Source organism: Streptacidiphilus cavernicola (genome assembly GCF_042510955.1).
In the GTDB taxonomy this organism is placed as follows: Bacteria; Actinomycetota; Actinomycetes; order Streptomycetales; family Streptomycetaceae; genus Streptacidiphilus; species Streptacidiphilus cavernicola.
Genome location: NZ_JBHFAB010000003.1, coordinates 46,882 through 63,457 on the forward strand (window position 1 = coordinate 46,882; position 16,576 = coordinate 63,457).

Consider the following 16,576-nt stretch of genomic DNA (forward strand, 5'->3'; position numbering starts at 1 on the left):
GCCGCGCGGGCGTCGTCACCTCCAGAACCTCAGTAGACTCGTCCACTGGCGTGGTGCGATGCCACATACCCGCACGATCCACGCAGGAGCACGGGAAGAGAGAGATGTCCGCACCGAACAAGTCCTATGACCCGGTCGAGGTAGAGGCGTTGAAGCCGGAAGAGATCGAGCGCCTGCGCGACGCGGCCCTGGCCGCGTTCACCGCCGCCGGCGACCTCGCCGCGCTGCAGGAGGCCAAGGTCGCCCACACCGGTGACCGCTCCCCGCTGGCCCTCGCCAACCGGGAGATCGGCGCGCTGCCCCCGCAGGCCAAGGCCGAGGCCGGCAAGCGGGTCGGCCAGGCCCGCGGCGCCGTCAACAAGGCGCTGGCCGAGCGCCGGGTCGAGCTGGAGGCCGAGCGGGACGCCCGCGTGCTCACCGAGGAGGCCGTGGACGTCACCCTCCCGTACGACCGCGCCCCGCGCGGCGGCCGGCACCCGCTGACCACGCTCTCCGAGCGGCTCGGCGACATCTTCACGTCGATGGGCTACGCCATCGCCGAGGGTCCCGAGGTCGAGGCCGAGTGGCTGAACTTCGACGCCCTCAACATGGGCCCGGACCACCCCGCGCGCTCCACCCAGGACACCTTCTTCCTGCGCGACTCCGCGGGCGAGCCGACCGACGGCGTGGTGCTCCGGACGCACACCTCGGGCGTGCAGATCCGCTCGATGCTGGCCGCCTCCGAGCCGCCGATCTACGTGATCTGCCCCGGCCGGGTGTTCCGCTCGGACGAGCTGGACGCCACCCACACCCCGGTCTTCAGCCAGATCGAGCTGCTGGCCGTGGACGAGGGCCTGACCATGGCGGACCTCAAGGGCACCCTGGACCACATGGTGGTGTCGCTGTTCGGCGCGGGGATGGCGACGCGGCTGCGTCCGAACTACTTCCCGTTCACCGAGCCGTCCGCCGAGATGGACATGGTGTGCTTCTCCTGCCGCGGCGAGTCCGTCGGCAACCCGGACCGCCCCTGCCGGACCTGCTCCTCCGAGGGCTGGATCGAGCTGGGCGGCTGCGGGATGGTCAACCCCCGGGTGCTGGTCGCCTGCGGGATCGACCCCAACCGGTACAGCGGCTTCGCGTTCGGCTTCGGCATCGAGCGCCTGCTGATGTTCCGCCACAACGTCGAAGACATGCGAGACATCGTGGAGGGTGACGTGCGCTTCACCCTTCCGTTCGGGATGGAGATCTGATGCGCGTCCCGCTTTCCTGGCTGCGGGAGTACGTCGACCTGCCCGCGGGTGAGACCGGCCGTGACGTGGCCGACCGGCTGGTCCGGGCTGGCCTGGAGGTCGAGACCGTCGAGCAGGTCGGCGCCGACCTCAAGGGCCCGCTGGTGGTGGGTCGCGTCCTCGCCATCGAGGAGCTGACCGGCTTCAAGAAGCCCATCCGCTACTGCCAGGTCGACGTCGGCGACGCGAACGGCCACGGCGGCCCGCAGAACATCGTCTGCGGCGCCCGGAACTTCGCGGTCGGCGACAAGGTGGTCGTGGTGCTGCCCGGCGCCGTCCTGCCCGGACCGTTCCCGATCGCCGCCCGGCAGACCTACGGCCACACCTCCGAGGGCATGATCTGCTCCGCCCGCGAGCTGGGCATGGGCGACGACCACGACGGCATCATCGTGCTGCCGCCCGAGTTCGAGCCCGGCACCGACGCGGTCGAGCTGCTGGAGCTGGTCGACGAGGTGCTGGACATCGCGGTCACCGCCGACCGCGGCTACTGCCTGTCGGTGCGCGGCGTGGCCCGCGAGGCCGCCATCGCCTACGGGCTGCCGCTGAGCGACCCGGCGCTGCTGGACGTCCCCCCGGCCAACTCCTACGGCCCGCTGGTCAAGGTCGAGGACCCGTTCGGCTGCGACCGCTTCGTGGCCCGCGGCGTCACCGGCGTCGACCCGACCGCGCTGTCCCCGCTGTGGATGCAGCGGCGGATCCAGAAGGCCGGGATGCGCCCGATCTCGCTGGCCGTCGACATCACCAACTACGTGATGCTGGAGCTCGGCCAGCCGCTGCACGCCTACGACCGCAGCCGGATCGACGGTGCGATCACCGTCCGCCGCGCCCTGGCCGGGGAGAAGCTGCGCACGCTGGACGGCGTGGAGCGCACCCTCGACCCCGAGGACCTGCTGATCTGCGACAACTCCGGGCCGATCGGCCTGGCCGGGGTGATGGGCGGCGCGGGCACCGAGATCGCCACCGCGGTCGAGGATCCGGAGACCGGCCGGATCACCGGCACCACCGAGATCGTGGTCGAGGCCGCGCACTTCGCGCCGGTCTCGATCGCCCGCAGCGTCCGCCGGCACAAGCTGCCGTCCGAGGCCGCCAAGCGCTTCGAGCGCGGGGTGGACCCGGAGGCGGGCAAGGCTGCCGCACAGCGCGCGGTGGACCTGCTGGTCCTGGTCGCGGGCGGGACGGCGGAGGCCGGGGTCACCGACATCGCCGCCGCGCACCCGGTGCACAGCATCACCATCAGCGCCGACCACCCCGACCGGGTGGCCGGGCAGGAGTACGGCCGGGAGACCGTGGTCCGCCGGCTGCAGGAGGTCGGCTGCACCGTCGCGGGCGGGGACGTCCTGGTGGTCACCCCGCCGAGCTGGCGGCCCGACCTGACCGACCCCAACGACCTCGCCGAGGAGGTCATCCGGCTGGAGGGCTACGAGGAGCTGCCCTCCACGCTGCCGCAGGTCCCGGCCGGGCGCGGGCTCACCGAGGCCCAGCGGCTGCGGCGCAGGACCGGTCTTGCGCTGGCCGGGGCCGGCTACGTCGAGGTGCTGAACTACCCGTTCCTCGGCGAGACGGCCCTGGACGCGCTCGGCCTGGAGCCGGACGACGACCGTCGGAGGACGGTCACGCTCGCCAACCCCATCTCCGACGAGGAGCCGTCGCTGCGCACCACGCTGCTGCCGGGCCTGCTCGCGGCGCTGCGCCGGAACGTCGGCCGGGGCGCGGTGGACGTGGCGCTGTTCGAGCAGGGCCTGGTGTTCCGGGTCGACGGCACCGACCAGAAGGCGCTGTTCCAGGCGCCCCGGCTGCCGGTCGACCGCCGTCCCACCGACGAGGAGATCGCGCTGCTGAACGCGGCGCTGCCGCGTCAGCCGCACCGCGTCGCCACCGTCCTCGCGGGCTCCCGCGAGCCCGACGGCTGGTGGGGCCAGAGCCGCGCGGCGACCTGGGCCGACGCGGTCGAGTCGGCCCGTACCGTGGCCGCCGCCGCGGGCGTGGAGCTGACGGTCCGCCAGGCGCAGCACGCGCCCTGGCACCCGGGCCGCTGCGCCGCGCTGTACGTGGGCGACCGGCTGGTCGGCCACGCCGGTGAGCTGCACCCGCGCACGGTCAAGGCGCTGCACCTGCCGGAGCGCACCTGCGCGATGGAGTTGGACGTCGACCTGCTCACCGCCGATGGGGTGCGCCAGGCCGAGGGGCCGAGGATCTCCGGCTTCCCGGTCGCCACCCAGGACGTCGCGCTGGTGGTCGCCGACTCCGTCCCGGCCGCCGAGGTCGAGGCGGCGCTGCGGGCCGGCGCCGGCCCGCTGCTGGAGTCGCTGCGGCTGTTCGACGTCTACACCGGCGAGCAGCTCGGCGCGGACCGGAAGTCGCTGGCCTACGCGCTGCGCTTCCGCGCCGCCGACCGGACGCTGACCGCGGAGGAGGCGACCGCGGCCCGTGAGGCCGCCATCGCCGAGGCGGTGGCCCGCACCGGGGCGGCCCTGCGCGGCTGACGGACAGTCTGGAGCCCGGACGATCGGCGGCCTGCCACCCCCCGGACGGGGGGTGGCAGGCCGCCGCCGGTTTGAGCGGGCCGCTCCGGCGACAGGATGCAGGGCAGAGGGCCGAGCGCCGCCGTCCGGCCCTGTCCCGTGCTCAGGTTCCGTGCTTCGGTTCCGTGCTCCAGGAGGTCGAACGCCGACATGCCCGACGCCCCGATACGCCTGTCCCGCGAGGTCCGAGACGCCGTGGAGCGCGGGCGTCCGGTGGTCGCGCTGGAGTCGACGATCATCTCGCACGGGCTGCCGCGCCCGCGCAACCTGGCGGTGGCACAGGAGTTGGAGGCGGCCGTCCGGGAGGGCGGGGCGGTGCCGGCCACCATCGCGGTGCTGGACGGGGTGGCCCGGGTCGGCCTCGGCAAGGGCGGCCTTGAGCGGGTCGCCGAGGACACCGGGATGCGCAAGCTGGGCTTCCGGGACCTGGCCCCGGCCGTGGCCCTCGGCGCGAGCGGGGCGACCACGGTGTCGGCGACCGCCTTTCTGGCCCATGCGGCGGGAATCGCGGTGTTCGCCACCGGCGGCCTCGGCGGCGTGCACCGCGACTGGGTGACGCTGCAGGACGAGTCGGCGGACCTGGGGCTGCTGGCCCGGGTGCCGGTCACCGTGGTCTGCGCCGGGGTGAAGTCCATCCTGGACGTACCGGCCACGCTGCAGCGGCTGGAGACCCTCAACGTGGGCGTGGTCGGCTACCGGACCGCCGAGTTCCCCGGCTTCTACCTGCGCTCGTCCGGGCTGCCGGTGGACTGGACCGTGGACAGCCCGGAGCAGGTCGCGGCGCTGATGCGGGCCCGCTGGCAGCTGAACACCGACCTGACCGCGCTGATCGTGGCCAACCCGGTGCCGGAGCGGCAGCAGTTGGACCCGGCGCTGCACGACCGGGTGCTGGCCGAGGCGCTGGCCGCGGCCGGCAGGGCCGGGGTGACCGGACAGGCCGTCACCCCGTTCCTGCTCGGCTACCTGGTGGAGCACACCGGCGGGGCCTCGCTGGAGGCCAACCTCGCCGCGGTGCGCGGCAATGTCGCGCTGGCGGCGAAGATCGCCCGCAGCCACGCCGCACTGCGCTGATGGCGGCCGAGCCGTCCGTCCCGTCCGTCCCCGGGCTGCTGGTCGTCGGCGACCTGGTCACCGACGTGGTCGCGCTGCACGCCACCCCGCTCACCGCGGACACCGACACCGCGGCCGGGATCGCCCTGCGGCCGGGCGGGTCGGCCGCCAACACGGCCGCCTGGGCCGCCCGCGCGGTTGACGGCGGATCCGAACGGGTGACGCTGCTGTCCCGGGTGGGCGAGGACTCCGCCGACTGGCACCGGGACGCGCTCGAACGCGTCGGCGTGCGCCCCTGCCTGCGGGTGGACCGGGAGCGGCCGACGGCGGTGGTGATCGTGCTGGTGAACGCGGCGGGGGAGCGCACCTTCGTCACCGACCGGGGCGCCAGCGGGGCGCTCGGCCCGGCGGACTGGGACGACGCGCTGCTGGACCGGGTCGGTCGGCTGCACCTCTCCGGCTACCTGCTGTTCGGTGCGCCGGGACGAGCGCTCGCGGCGCAGGCCGTGGTCCGGGCGGCGGCGCGCGGCATCGCGGTCAGCGTGGACCCGGCGTCGGTCGGCTTCCTGCGCGAGCACGGCCCGTCCCGGTTCCTCGACCTGCTCGGCGGGGTGGAGCTGCTGCTGCCCAACCTGGACGAGGCGCGGGAGCTGACCGGGGTTACCGACCCCGAGGACGCGGCGCGGGCGCTGAGCGCCCGGTGCCACTGCGTGGTGGCGCTGAAGCTCGGCGCGGCCGGGGCGCTGGTCGCCGACCACGGCACGCTGCTGGGTGCGGTGCCGGGCCTGCCGACCGCGCCGCTGGACAGCACCGGCGCGGGCGACGCCTTCGCCGGCGGGCTGCTGGCCGCGAGGCTCGCGGGCGCGGACTGGCTGGAGGCGGCGGCAGCGGGGTGCCGCGCGGGCGCCCACGCGGTCGGCCTGGTCGGCGGCAGGCCGCCGGCGCGGTGAGCCCTGCCGGGGCCCTGGTGGAAGCCGCACCGGAGGCAGGCCCCTGGCGCGGTGAGCCCTGCGGGAGCCCGGCCGAAGGTCAACCGGCGTGCTGGGCCGCTCGCGGCGCGTCCGCTTCCGCGCCGGGGCTGTCGTCGCGGCCTGCGCTGCTGTCGCTGTCGTCGGCCGTGATCGGGGCGGACCGGCCACGGATGATCCCCCAGCCGACGAGCAGGGCGGCGACCACGGTGAGGGTGAGACCGGCGACGGTGGCTGCTTGCTGGAACTCCGCGGTCTGCCGGGCGGTCCAGTGCGAGGCGGCGAGGTCGCCGGTGAACAGTGCGGCGAGAACCGTGCCGGTGACGGCGATGCCGATGCCCGAGGTGACCTCGGAGGCGGTGTCGACCAGGGCCGCGCCGATCGTGGTCCGCTCCTTCGGCAGCCCGCGCAGCACATTGGTCCCGGCGGCCACGCCGACCACCCGCATCCCCGCTGCCACCAGCACCAGGGCGAGCGCGACCCAGACATAGCCGAACCGGCCCAGCAGGCTGTAGACGGCGAGCCCGCCGACCACCGCCGCGGCACTGATCGCCGCGGCCCGTTCGAGGCCGACCCGCTCGACGAACGGACTGACCAGCGAGCCGCCCGCGATCAGGACGACCACCTGCGGCAGCATCCCGACCGCGGCCAGCGCGGGCGACCAGCCCCAGTCGAGCTGCAGCTGCAGCGTCACCAGGTAGCCGAGCCCGGCGGTGGCCAGCCCGGTCGCCGCCTTGAACGCCAGACCGCTGGAGACCAGCGGACGGGCGACCAGCCTGAGGTCGAGCAGCGGGTGCCGGGCCGAACGCTCGCGGAGGACGAAGAGGACCGCCGCGGGTACGGCCGCCGCGGTGACCGCCCACGGGACCCACGAGCCCGTGCCCGCATCGACGAACAGCGTGGGCGCGACCAGCGCGAGCACGATCGCCGCGGTGCCCAGGACCGCGCCCGCGACGTCCACCGGATCGCGGTGCAGTTCGTCCGCGGCGTCCGCGGCGATGCCGAACCGGATCCCGATCATCGCCAGCACCGCGACCGGCACGTTCACCAGCAGCAGGACCTGCCAGGGCGCGACCGCGAGCACGAGGCCGCCCGCGGTCGGGCCGATCGCCAGCCCGACCAGGCCCACGGTCGAGATCAGGGTGATCGCCCTGACCCGCAGGCCGTCCGCGCCGAACAGCCGGAAGGCCAGCGCCATCGACCCCGGGGTCGTCATCGCGGCGGCGACCCCCGTCGCCGCCCGGACCGCGATCAGCTGTTCCGCTGTGCTGACGAAGGCGGTCGCCAGGCTCGCCACGCCCAGCAGGGCCAGCCCGATGAGCATGGTCCGCCGTCGGCCGAAGCGGTCGGCGACCGCGCCGAAGGCCAGCATCAGCCCGCCGAACACCACTGCGTACGCGCCGGTCACCCACTGCAGCGCGGTGGTCGAGGCATGCAGCTCGCGTCCGATGGTGGGCAGCGCGACATTCAGGATCGAGTTGTCCAGCATCTCGAAGAGGAACACCGCGGACAGTCCGGCCAGGGCCAACCACGCCTCCCGCAGCGAGCGGGGGGAGCGGGCCGGGTCGGTGGCGGCGTCCACAATGGCTGTGGTCTGTTCTGGGGAGGACATACCACTAGGTTAAGTGACTAAGTTTAGTTGCGCAAGGAAGTGAGGACCGGATGCCCAGGACCAGCGAGCGAGGCGGCCCGCAGACGCGCGCGAGGATCTCGGAGGTCGCGGGTCGGCTGTTCCTCGACCGCGGATTCGACGCGGTGACGGTCGCCGAGATCGCCCGGGAGGCCGGGGTGTCGAGCGTGACGGTCTTCAACCACTTCCCGCGCAAGGAGGACCTCTATCTGGACCGGGCCGACGACGCCGTCGAGCTGCTGCGCTCGGCGGTGCGCGACCGCGCCCCCGGCACCGACGTGCTGGCGTCGCTGCGCGACGCGACCCTCGGCCTGGTCGAGGAGCGCCATCCGCTCTCCGGCCTCAATGACCGCTCGGTCTCCTTCTTCCGGACCGTCGCGGCGTCGTCGGCCCTGGTCGCGCGGGCGCGGGAGATCGCCGCCGAGCTCCAGCGGATCCTGGCCGAGGAGCTCGACCGCGACCCGGCCTTCACCGGCGAAGGGGCGCTGCTCGCCGCCTTCTTCATCGCCGGTTACGGCACCGTGCTGCTGGAGACCGCGCGCCGCCGCATCGCCGGGGAGCCGCCGAGCGCGGTGGCGGACGACCACCGCGCGCGCCTGGAGCGGCTGTTCAGCGCCCTCCGCGGCGGGGTGCTGCCCCGCGGGTGACCGTCAGCGCGCCCAGGGTCAGCGTGCCCAGGCCAGGACCGAGCGGTTGAGGGTGGCGTGGAAGCCGCCGCCGTCGGACAGCGCGCGCTGTTCGGCGAGCAGGGCCTCGGCCTGGTGCTCCGTCAGGCTCCCTGCCGCGCAGGCGCGTTCGGCGGCACGACGGAGCGAGATGATCAGATCCAGCTCGTCCAGGCCGGTGTAGACCGCGAGTTCGACCTCGACCCGGATCGCGCCGAAGCCGGCGCCGACCAGCAGCCGGCGCAGCTGCCGGCCGATGTCGCGCTGCGCGATCTGTGCCCCGACCTGGGCGGACACCGCCGCCGCGGCCTCCCGCAGGGAGGAGGCCAGGGTGAACGAGGACCAGTCGGGCTCGCACACGCCGAGGACCCCGCCGGGGCGCAGCACCCGGCGGGCCTCGGCCAGCACCGCGGCCGGGTCGGCGACGTGCTGGAGCACCCGCTCGATCCGGCAGGCGTCGAACACCCCGGCCCGGAACGGCAGTCGGGCCCCGTCCGCCTGGGCCAGCCGGGCCGGGAGGTCGTCGTCGGTCAGTCGGGAGTGGCTGGCCTGCAGCATCACCGCGCTGCTGTCGATGCCGAAGGCCACCGCGCCGTCCTCCTCCAGCCGGGCCAGCTCGTGGCCCGAGCCGCAGCCGAGGTCGAGCACCCGGTGGCCGGGGCGGATCGGCAGGCCCTGCTGCAGGCGCAGCTTGGGGGCGTGCAGGCCGGTGTGGGCGTGGTCGAGGTAGTCGACCAGCTCCTGCGGGCGGGGGCTGGCGTCGACGTCGGAGAAGGCGCTCATGGCGGAAGGCTCCTCTGCGGGGGCCCAGGCGGACGGCCCTCGCGGGGCTGCTTCCCGGTGGTTTTCGCCCACCCCTGACCCGCCAGTCGCGTTGCAGCGGATTATGCCGGGCGGAGCGCGGTCGCGGGGGATACTTTGACACTCCTTGAGTGCGCAAGCATCTGTTAGGCTGCCGGGCATGAGCGACGTGAGCGAGGAGATGAGCGAGGCGCTGGCGGTGTCGCTGCGGCTGGTCCGGGCCCAGGCGGCGCTGGTCAGGCGGTTCGACGCGACCCTGTCCGGGCTGCACGGCGTCAGCTTCGCCGACCTGGCGGTGCTGCGGCAGCTCGGACGGGCGCCCGGCGGCCGGATGCGCCGGGTGGACCTGGCGAACGCGCTGGGGATGTCCGCGTCCGGGGTGACCCGGGGCCTGATCCCGCTGGAGCGGATCGGCCTGGTGGTCCGCGAGCCCGACCCGCGTGACGCCCGGGTCGCCTACGCGGCGCTGACCGGCACCGGACGCGAGCGGCTGGCCCAGATGCTGGCCGCCGCCGAGGAGGTCGCGGCCGACGTCTTCGCCGGCGGGGTCTGGTCCGACGGCGGCCTCGGACAGCTGTCCGCGCTGCTGGAGGCGCTCGCCGGGAAGGAATCGGCGGGCCTGCGGAGTGGTTGACCTGGCAGGGTCGCAGGGATCGCGGAGAAGGGCGGAGCGGGTGACGGGACTGGCCGAGGTGACGGCGCTGCACTACCTCACCCCGCTGCGCACCGGCGGCTCCGTCCCCGGCGTGGTGGAGACCGACGACCTGGGCACCTACGTGGTGAAGTTCACCGGTGCGGCGCAGGGCCGCAAGGCGCTGGTCGCCGAGGTGATCGTGGGGGAGCTGGGGCGGCGGCTCGGGCTGCCGGTGCCGGAGCTGGTGCTGGTCCGGTTCGACCCCCGGGTCGCCGAGGAGGAGCCGGATCCGGAGGTGCAGGACATCCTGCGCGGCAGCACGGGGCTCAACCTGGGCATGGACTTCCTGCCCGGCGCGCACGACTTCGCCCCGCTGCGGCAGCCGCCGCAGGTCGCGGTGACCCCGGCCGAGGCCGGGCGGGTGGTCTGGTTCGACGCCCTGGTCGGCAATGTGGACCGGACCGTGCACAGCCCCAACCTGATGGTCTGGCACGGCCGGCTCCGGCTGATCGACCACGGCGCGGCGCTGATCTTCCATCACCGCTGGTCCGGCGCGGACGAGGCGGTGGCCCGGCGCTACCCGATGACCGAGCACGCGCTCGGCGGCTTCGCCCCGGACGTCCCGGCCGCCGACGCCGCGCTCGCGCCGCTGGTCACCGCGGCGCTGCTGCGCGAGGTGGTCGGCCTGGTCCCGGACGCCTGGCTGGCCGACGAGCCCGGATTCGACACCCCGGAGCAGCAGCGCGAGGCCTATGTCGCGCACCTGGCCGCCCGCGCCGCCCGCTCCGCCGAGTGGCTGCCGGAGGGCTTCGCCGACGCCGGGGAACTGGCCAGGGCCGAGGCCGCCAGGACCGCCGCGACCCTGGCCGGGCGGCCCGCCTGGCTCCAGCACGTACGGGGCTGACCCGGGCACGGTACGGGGCTGGCCCGGCCTGGTGCGCCGGAGCCCCGGCGGGTTAGGTTCGGGCCCATGCGGATCTGTGTGCTGGGAGCGGGAGCGGTCGGCGGTCTGATCGGGGCGCGGCTGGCGGCAGCCGGAACGGAGGTCTCGGCGCTGGCGCGCGGGGCGACGCTGGCCTCGCTGCGCGCGCACGGCTGGCGGCTGGAGCAGCCGGACGGCGGCCTGCTCACCGCGCCGGTGCCGGCCACCGGCGACCCGGCCGAACTGGGCGTCCAGGACCTGGTGGTGCTCGCGGTGAAGGCACATGCGCTGGAGGCCGCGCTGCCGGTGCTGGCGCCGCTGGTCGGCCCGGACACCGCCGTGGTCGCCGCGATGAACGGGGTGCCCTGGTGGTTCTTCGAGGGCTTCGGCGGCCCCTGCGCCGGCCGGCGGCTGGCGAGCGTGGACCCGGACGGGCGGATCGCCGCCACCGTCCCGGTCGGCAACACCGTCGGCTGCGTGGTGCACCTCAGCGCCAGCACCCCGGAGCCGGGCCTGGTCCGGCACCACGGCGGCGGCCGGCTGATCCTCGGTGAGCCGGACGGCGCGGAGTCGCCCCGGGTCCGCGAGCTGGCAGCGCTGTTCGCCGCGGCCGGGTTCGAGGCCGAGGTGTCCACCGAGATCCAGCACGGCGTCTGGTACAAGCTCTGGGGCAACATGACCATGAACCCGGTCTCCGCCCTCACCGGCGCGACCGGGGACCTGATCCTGGACGACGAACTGGTCATGGCCTTCTGCCACGACGCGATGCGGGAGGCCGCCGCGATCGGCGAGCGGATCGGCTGCCCGATCGCCGAACGCCCCGAGGACCGCAGCCAGGTCACCCGCAAGCTCGGCCTGACCCGCACCTCGATGCTGCAGGACGCCGAGGCCGGACGGCGGTTGGAGCTGGACGCGCTGGTCGGCGCGGTGCGCGAGATCGGCGGCCTGGTCGGCGTGCCGACCCCGAACATCGACGCGCTGCTCGGGCTGACCCGGCTCAGCGCCCGGGTCCGCGGCCTGCTCTGAGCCTGTCCTGACGGGACGTTAGCGGACCGGGTAACGGGGTACGCGCTGCGGCAGACGTCAACCAGGACGCACTGTCGAATGGGGTGTAACCAGTCATGCTGCTGCTCGGACTGCTGATCGTGGCCGTCGCGGTCGCCTTCGCGATCGTGGTGACCGCGGACAACCTCGGCGGAGGGCCGCACTACTCGGTGCGCCTCTTCGACCACCATCTCGCCAACGTCAACACACTCGGCGCGTTCCTGGCCGGGATAGCGCTGACCCTGCTGCTCTGCCTCGGCCTGCTGATGCTGACGGCGGGCGCCCGGCGCGAGCGCCGGCGCAGCTCCGAGCTGCGCGCCGCCCGGCGCGAGCGCAAGGCCGCGGCCAAGGCCGACACCGGCGGCGGGTTCGCCGACCCGGTCGAGGGGGACGCGGACACCGTGGCGAGCCCGGTGCTCACCAAGCGCCGTCTGCACACGCCCAACCTGTTCAGCCGCTGACCGCGGCCGGTCCGCCCGGTCCCGGCGGCCCGCTCCGTCCCGGTGGTGCGCTTGGGGCGTACGGGACGGGGTAGGCGGAACGCATGAGCGAGGCACTGGTGGAGAACGACCCCGGGCACATCGATCCGGAGGACATGGCGGCGATCGTGGCCGCCCTCGACGGCATCGCCGTCGGGGCGGCTCCGACCAGGGAGCACCCGGCCGAGGACGCGGACGACTGGACCCTCTGCCTGCACTGGCTGCAGCAGGGGCCGGTGTCCGCCGACACCGAGGCCGCGCTGCCCTTGGTGCTGGCCCGGGTCCGCGAGCACTACGCCCTGCACCGGCGCACCCCGCCGGTCCGGCTGGACGTGCACGGTCCTGACGGCGGTGTGCTGCTGTCGGTCAGTGCGGGATCGCGTTGATGACCTCGTGCGCGCCCTGCCGCAGCAGCGTCGCGGCCACCGAGGTGCCCAGCGCGTGCGCGTTGCGGTCCCACTCGTGGGCGTCCAGCACGGTCTTGCCGTCGGCGCTGAACACCCGGGCGCGGAGCGAGAGCCGGCCGTCGAACTCGGTGGTGGCGTAGGCCGCGATCGGCGAGTTGCAGTGCCCCTGCAGCACGTGCAGCAGCATCCGCTCGGCGGTGGTCTGCCGGTAGGTCTCCGCGTCGTTGAGCGCGCCGACCGCCTCGATCACCCGCTCGTCCCCGGCCCGGCACTGCAGCACCAGGGTGCCGGAGCCGACCGCGGGCATCATCTGCTCCACGTCCAGGATCTGGGTGATCCGGTCGGCCAGGCCGATCCGCTCCAGCCCGGAGACGGCCAGCAGCACCGCGTCCACCTCGCCCGCGTCCAGTTTCGCCAGTCGGCTGTTGGCGTTGCCGCGGAACGGCACCGGCTCCAGCTCCGGGTAGCGCTGTGCCAGTTGGGCGATCCGGCGGACCGAGGAGGTGCCGATCCTGGTGCCGGCGGGCAGGTCGGCGAGGGTGGCGCCGCCGAGCCGGGCGCCGGGGTGGCCGACCGGCAGCACCAGCGCGTCGCGCAGGTCGTCCCGCTTGAGGTAGGCGGCGAACTGCGTCCCGGCCGGGACCGGGCGGTCGCCGGGGACGTCCTTGACGCAGTGCACCGCCAGGTCGACGGCGCCGGACAGCAGCGCCTCGTCGATCTCCCGGGTGAACGCGCCCTTGCCGCCGAGCTCCACCAGCGCACCGGACCAGCGGTCGCCCGAGGTGGTGAACGGCACCACCTCGGTGGCCGTCCCCGGGTGCGCGGCGGCGAGTTCGGCGCGCACCCGGCGCACCTGGGCCAGCGACATCGGGGACGAACGCGCACCGATGCGGATCAGTTGAGGATCTGACATGGAATCAGGGTAGGGGGTACCCGCGGCGGCCCCGGTAGCGCCCCGGTGGTGCGCCGGATCAGTACTGGTAGAACCCCCGGCCGGACTTGCGTCCGAGCAGGCCGGCGTCGACCATCCGCTGCAGCAGCGGCGGCGCGGAGAACAGCGGCTCCTTGTACTCGTGGTACATCGACTCGGCGATGGAGACGATGGTGTCCAGGCCGATCAGGTCGCACAGCCGCAGCGGGCCCATCGGGTGGGCGCAGCCGGCCTCCATGCCCTTGTCGATGTCCTCGGCCGTGGCGACGCCGGACTCGAACATCCGGACCGCGGACAGCAGATAGGGCACCAGCAGCGCGTTCACCACGAATCCGGCCCGGTCCCTGGCCCGGATCGGCTCCTTGGCCAGCACCTCGCGGGCGAAGGCCTCGGCCCGGGTGACCGTCTCGGCCGAGGTGGTCAGCGTCGGGATCACCTCGACCAGCTTCTGCACCGGCGCCGGGTTGAAGAAGTGGACGCCGAGGACCTGCTCCGGGCGCGAGGTCGCCGAGGCGAGCTTGACGATCGGGATGGAGGAGGTGTTGGACGCCAGGATCGCGTCGCGCCGCTCCACCACCTGGTCCAGCGTCCGGAAGATCGCGGTCTTGACGTCCTCGCGCTCGGCGACCGCCTCGATCACCAGGTCGCGGTCGGCGAAGTCGGCCAGGTCGGTGGTGAACGAGATCCGGGCCAGCGCCTCGTCCCGGTCGGCCTCGGCGAGCTTGCCGCGGCGGACCGCGGTGTCCAGCGAGCCGGTGAGCCGGGTGCGGCCGATCTCCAGCGCCTCGCCGTTCGCCTCGGATACCTTGACCTCCAGGCCCGCCCGCGCGAACACCTCGGCGATCCCCGACCCCATCAGGCCGCAGCCGACGACCCCTACCCGCACGATGTCGCTCACGTCACTGTCCTCACGTCTCGGATCTTCCGGGGTCCTGTGATCTTTCGGCCCGACGTTACCCCGCAGGAGTATCGTCCCGGTAGCGCGATTGCATGAATGTGCCTTCCTTCGTATAGTTATCCCGAAGCGGAGGAGGAGTCATGGCACATCCCGCCAAGGCGTTCAGAGCAGCGGTGGCCGGGGCGAGCGGGTACGCGGGCGGCGAGGTGCTGCGCCTGCTGCTGTCCCACCCGCGGATCGAGATCGGCGCGCTCACCGGCGGCTCCAACGCCGGGGCCCGCCTCGGCGAGCTGCAGCCGCACCTGCTGCCGCTCGCCGACCGGGTGCTCCAGCCCACCGACCCGGCCACGCTGGCCGGCCACGACATCGTCTTCCTCGGCCTGCCGCACGGCCAGTCCGCGGCCGTCGCCGAGCAGCTGGGCGAGGACGTACTGGTCGTCGACTGCGGCGCCGACTTCCGGCTCAAGGACCCGGCCGACTGGGAGAAGTTCTACGGCTCCCCGCACGCGGGCACCTGGCCGTACGGGCTGCCCGAGCTGCCCGGCGCCAGGGCGGCGCTCAAGGGCAGCGCCCGGATCGCAGTGCCCGGCTGCTACCCCACCGCGGTCACCCTGGCGCTGCTCCCCGCGTACACCGCCGGGCTGGCCGAGCCCGAGGCGGTGGTGGTCGCCGCCTCCGGCACCTCGGGCGCGGGCAAGGCCGCCAGGACGCACCTGCTGGGCAGCGAGGTGATGGGCAGCATGAGCCCCTACGGCGTCGGCGGCGTGCACCGGCACACCCCGGAGATGACCCAGAACCTCTCCCTCGCCGCGGGGGAGCGGGTCGCGGTCTCGTTCACCCCGACCCTGGCCCCGATGTCCCGGGGCATCCTCGCCACCTGCAGCGTCAAGGCCCGCCCCGGCGTCACCGCCCGGCAGGTCCGCGACGCCTACACCGCCGCCTACGCCGCCGAGCCCTTCGCGCACCTGCTGCCCGAGGGCCAGTGGCCCGCCACCGCCTCGGTCCTCGGCTCCAACCACGCCCTGGTGCAGGTCGCACTGGACCAGGGCGTGGGCCGGATCACCGTGGTCAGCGCCATCGACAACCTGGTCAAGGGCACCGCCGGCGGCGCCGTCCAGAGCATGAACATCGCCCTCGGCCTCCCCGAGGAACTCGGCCTTCCGCAGACTGGAGTCGCACCGTGACGAACCACCTCCCCGGCGTCGGCGTCACGGCGGCCAAGGGCTTCCGCGCCGCCGGCGTCACCGCGGGCATCAAGGCCTCCGGCAGCCCGGACCTGGCCCTGGTCGTCAACGACGGGCCCTCGCTGGCCGCGGCCGGCGTCTTCACCTCCAACCGGGTCAAGGCCGCCCCGGTGCTCTGGTCCGAGCAGGTGCTGAAGGACGGCCACCTCTCCGCCGTCGTCCTCAACTCCGGTGGCGCCAACGCCTGCACCGGCCCGCTCGGGTTCCAGGACACCCACGCCACCGCCGAGAAGGTCGCCGAGACGCTGGGCCTCAACGCGGCCGACGTCGCGGTCGCCTCCACCGGCCTGATCGGGGTCCGGCTGCCGATGGAGCTGCTGCTCCCCGGCGTCGAGCTGGCCGCCGCCGAGCTGGCCGAGGACGGCGGCGAGGCCGCCGCCGTCGCCATCAAGACCACCGACACCGTGCACAAGACCGCCGTCGCGGCCCATCCGGACGGCTGGACCGTCGGCGGCATGGCCAAGGGCGCCGGAATGCTCGCCCCCGGCCTGGCCACCATGCTGGTCGTACTCACCACCGACGCCGCGGTGGACGCCGCCGACCTGGACGCCGCGCTGCGCGCCGCCACCAGGACCACCTTCGACCGGGTCGACTCCGACGGCTGCATGTCCACCAACGACACCGTGCTGCTGCTGGCCTCCGCCGCCAGCGGGGTGACGCCCGGTCAGGACGCCTTCGCCGAGGCCGTCCGCACGGTCTGCGCCGACCTCGCGCTGCAACTGGTCGGCGACGCCGAGGGGGCCAGCAAGGACGTCAGGATCGACGTGGTCAACGCCGCCACCGAGGCCGACGCGGTCGAGGTCGCCCGCAGCATCGCCCGCAACAACCTGCTCAAGTGCGCCATCCACGGCGAGGACCCCAACTGGGGCCGGGTGCTGGCCGCCATCGGCACCACCGCCGCCGCCTTCGACCCGGACGCCCTGGACGTCGCCATCAACGGCGTCTGGGTCTGCCGCGGCGGCAGCGTCGGCGAGGACCGCGACCTGGTCAGCATGAAGGACCGCCAGGTGGTCGTCACCGCCGACCTGAATGCCGGCTCCGACCGGGCCACGGTCTGGACCAACGACCTCACCGCCGACTACGTCCACGAGAACAGCGCCTACTCCAGCTGAA

At 74.3% G+C, this 16,576-nt stretch carries 16 protein-coding genes and 1 riboswitch; of the genes, 12 read left to right on the forward strand and 4 right to left on the reverse strand.

What is annotated here, in order from left to right:
- Nucleotides 1-104: 104 nt before the first annotated feature.
- The 4 genes from pheS (at nucleotide 105) to ACEZDE_RS04560 (ending at nucleotide 5,790) form a co-directional block, all read left to right on the forward strand.
- The gene (gene pheS / locus ACEZDE_RS04545) at nucleotides 105-1,229 is read left to right on the forward strand and encodes a phenylalanine--tRNA ligase subunit alpha (protein WP_380532513.1); all 1,125 of its coding nucleotides are present in this window, start codon (nucleotides 105-107) and stop codon (nucleotides 1,227-1,229) included.
- Nucleotides 1,229-3,751, forward strand: coding sequence for a phenylalanine--tRNA ligase subunit beta (gene pheT, locus ACEZDE_RS04550; RefSeq protein WP_380532515.1), 2,523 nt, complete (start codon nucleotides 1,229-1,231; stop codon nucleotides 3,749-3,751). The genes pheS and pheT overlap by 1 nt, the downstream gene beginning before the upstream one ends.
- A 189-nt stretch (nucleotides 3,752-3,940) precedes the next feature.
- Nucleotides 3,941-4,861: a pseudouridine-5'-phosphate glycosidase gene (locus ACEZDE_RS04555; RefSeq protein ID WP_380532517.1), complete on the forward strand. Its 921-nt coding sequence runs from the start codon at nucleotides 3,941-3,943 to the stop codon at nucleotides 4,859-4,861.
- On the forward strand, nucleotides 4,861-5,790 hold the full coding sequence (locus tag ACEZDE_RS04560; RefSeq protein ID WP_380532519.1) for a carbohydrate kinase family protein: 930 nt from the start codon (nucleotides 4,861-4,863) through the stop codon (nucleotides 5,788-5,790). Before ACEZDE_RS04555 ends, ACEZDE_RS04560 begins: the two co-directional genes overlap by 1 nt.
- A 79-nt stretch (nucleotides 5,791-5,869) precedes the next feature.
- Here ACEZDE_RS04560 and ACEZDE_RS04565 read toward each other — a convergent pair whose 3' ends face one another.
- Complete coding sequence (locus ACEZDE_RS04565) at nucleotides 5,870-7,420, reverse strand: MFS transporter (RefSeq protein WP_380532521.1); 1,551 nt, start codon at nucleotides 7,418-7,420, stop codon at nucleotides 5,870-5,872.
- A gap of 50 nt (nucleotides 7,421-7,470) precedes the next feature.
- Here ACEZDE_RS04565 and ACEZDE_RS04570 point away from each other — a divergent pair, with 50 nt between their 5' ends.
- The gene (locus ACEZDE_RS04570) at nucleotides 7,471-8,085 is read left to right on the forward strand and encodes a TetR/AcrR family transcriptional regulator (protein WP_380532524.1); all 615 of its coding nucleotides are present in this window, start codon (nucleotides 7,471-7,473) and stop codon (nucleotides 8,083-8,085) included.
- A gap of 18 nt (nucleotides 8,086-8,103) precedes the next feature.
- On the opposite strand, the gene ACEZDE_RS04575 is transcribed toward ACEZDE_RS04570, so the two are convergent.
- Nucleotides 8,104-8,886 carry a methyltransferase domain-containing protein gene (locus ACEZDE_RS04575; RefSeq protein ID WP_380532527.1) on the reverse strand — a complete coding sequence of 261 codons (783 nt, stop codon included), beginning with the start codon at nucleotides 8,884-8,886 and terminating at the stop codon, nucleotides 8,104-8,106.
- A gap of 15 nt (nucleotides 8,887-8,901) precedes the next feature.
- Nucleotides 8,902-8,986: riboswitch (ZMP/ZTP riboswitch) on the reverse strand.
- A 78-nt stretch (nucleotides 8,987-9,064) separates the two neighbouring features.
- On the opposite strand from ACEZDE_RS04575, the gene ACEZDE_RS04580 reads away from it, so the two are divergent.
- From ACEZDE_RS04580 to ACEZDE_RS04600, 5 genes are all read left to right on the forward strand, one after another.
- Nucleotides 9,065-9,538 (forward strand): MarR family winged helix-turn-helix transcriptional regulator, encoded by a 474-nt coding sequence (locus ACEZDE_RS04580; protein WP_380532530.1) that lies wholly within the window; start codon nucleotides 9,065-9,067, stop codon nucleotides 9,536-9,538.
- A 40-nt stretch (nucleotides 9,539-9,578) separates the two neighbouring features.
- A complete protein-coding gene (locus tag ACEZDE_RS04585) occupies nucleotides 9,579-10,442 on the forward strand; it encodes a HipA family kinase (protein WP_380532533.1) in 864 nt (287 codons plus the stop codon).
- Nucleotides 10,443-10,508: 66 nt separating this feature from the next.
- A complete protein-coding gene (locus ACEZDE_RS04590) occupies nucleotides 10,509-11,486 on the forward strand; it encodes a 2-dehydropantoate 2-reductase (protein ID WP_380532536.1) in 978 nt (325 codons plus the stop codon).
- 95 nt (nucleotides 11,487-11,581) lie between these two features.
- On the forward strand, nucleotides 11,582-11,965 hold the full coding sequence (locus ACEZDE_RS04595) for a hypothetical protein (protein ID WP_380532539.1): 384 nt from the start codon (nucleotides 11,582-11,584) through the stop codon (nucleotides 11,963-11,965).
- An 83-nt stretch (nucleotides 11,966-12,048) separates the two neighbouring features.
- On the forward strand, nucleotides 12,049-12,369 hold the full coding sequence (locus ACEZDE_RS04600) for a hypothetical protein (RefSeq protein ID WP_380532543.1): 321 nt from the start codon (nucleotides 12,049-12,051) through the stop codon (nucleotides 12,367-12,369).
- Here ACEZDE_RS04600 and hemC read toward each other — a convergent pair.
- Both hemC and ACEZDE_RS04610 read right to left on the reverse strand, forming a co-directional pair.
- The gene (hemC, locus tag ACEZDE_RS04605) at nucleotides 12,350-13,303 is read right to left on the reverse strand and encodes a hydroxymethylbilane synthase (protein ID WP_380532546.1); all 954 of its coding nucleotides are present in this window, start codon (nucleotides 13,301-13,303) and stop codon (nucleotides 12,350-12,352) included. The genes ACEZDE_RS04600 and hemC overlap by 20 nt on opposite strands.
- A 58-nt stretch (nucleotides 13,304-13,361) precedes the next feature.
- Nucleotides 13,362-14,219, reverse strand: a complete 858-nt coding sequence (locus ACEZDE_RS04610; RefSeq protein ID WP_380532548.1) for a 3-hydroxybutyryl-CoA dehydrogenase — start codon at nucleotides 14,217-14,219, stop codon at nucleotides 13,362-13,364.
- Between the two features lie 140 nt (nucleotides 14,220-14,359).
- On the opposite strand from ACEZDE_RS04610, the gene argC reads away from it, so the two are divergent.
- Both argC and argJ read left to right on the forward strand, forming a co-directional pair.
- The gene (gene argC / locus ACEZDE_RS04615; protein WP_380532550.1) at nucleotides 14,360-15,403 is read left to right on the forward strand and encodes an N-acetyl-gamma-glutamyl-phosphate reductase; all 1,044 of its coding nucleotides are present in this window, start codon (nucleotides 14,360-14,362) and stop codon (nucleotides 15,401-15,403) included.
- Nucleotides 15,400-16,575 carry a bifunctional glutamate N-acetyltransferase/amino-acid acetyltransferase ArgJ gene (gene argJ, locus ACEZDE_RS04620; RefSeq protein WP_380532553.1) on the forward strand — a complete coding sequence of 392 codons (1,176 nt, stop codon included), beginning with the start codon at nucleotides 15,400-15,402 and terminating at the stop codon, nucleotides 16,573-16,575. Before argC ends, argJ begins: the two co-directional genes overlap by 4 nt.
- Nucleotide 16,576: the final 1 nt, after the last annotated feature.

What these genes read in the sequence shown, in the direction of transcription:
- ACEZDE_RS04565 (WP_380532521.1), bottom strand. Translation starts at nt 7,420, where the DNA reads ATGTCCTCCCCAGAACAGACCACAGCCATTGTGGACGCCGCCACCGAC.
- ACEZDE_RS04570 (WP_380532524.1), top strand. Translation starts at nt 7,471, where the DNA reads ATGCCCAGGACCAGCGAGCGAGGCGGCCCGCAGACGCGCGCGAGGATC.
- pheT (WP_380532515.1), top strand. Translation starts at nt 1,229, where the DNA reads ATGCGCGTCCCGCTTTCCTGGCTGCGGGAGTACGTCGACCTGCCCGCG.
- ACEZDE_RS04595 (WP_380532539.1), top strand. Translation starts at nt 11,582, where the DNA reads ATGCTGCTGCTCGGACTGCTGATCGTGGCCGTCGCGGTCGCCTTCGCG.
- pheS (WP_380532513.1), top strand. Translation starts at nt 105, where the DNA reads ATGTCCGCACCGAACAAGTCCTATGACCCGGTCGAGGTAGAGGCGTTG.
- ACEZDE_RS04560 (WP_380532519.1), top strand. Translation starts at nt 4,861, where the DNA reads ATGGCGGCCGAGCCGTCCGTCCCGTCCGTCCCCGGGCTGCTGGTCGTC.
- ACEZDE_RS04600 (WP_380532543.1), top strand. Translation starts at nt 12,049, where the DNA reads ATGAGCGAGGCACTGGTGGAGAACGACCCCGGGCACATCGATCCGGAG.
- ACEZDE_RS04590 (WP_380532536.1), top strand. Translation starts at nt 10,509, where the DNA reads ATGCGGATCTGTGTGCTGGGAGCGGGAGCGGTCGGCGGTCTGATCGGG.
- ACEZDE_RS04580 (WP_380532530.1), top strand. Translation starts at nt 9,065, where the DNA reads ATGAGCGACGTGAGCGAGGAGATGAGCGAGGCGCTGGCGGTGTCGCTG.
- ACEZDE_RS04575 (WP_380532527.1), bottom strand. Translation starts at nt 8,886, where the DNA reads ATGAGCGCCTTCTCCGACGTCGACGCCAGCCCCCGCCCGCAGGAGCTG.
- ACEZDE_RS04555 (WP_380532517.1), top strand. Translation starts at nt 3,941, where the DNA reads ATGCCCGACGCCCCGATACGCCTGTCCCGCGAGGTCCGAGACGCCGTG.
- argC (WP_380532550.1), top strand. Translation starts at nt 14,360, where the DNA reads ATGGCACATCCCGCCAAGGCGTTCAGAGCAGCGGTGGCCGGGGCGAGC.
- hemC (WP_380532546.1), bottom strand. Translation starts at nt 13,303, where the DNA reads ATGTCAGATCCTCAACTGATCCGCATCGGTGCGCGTTCGTCCCCGATG.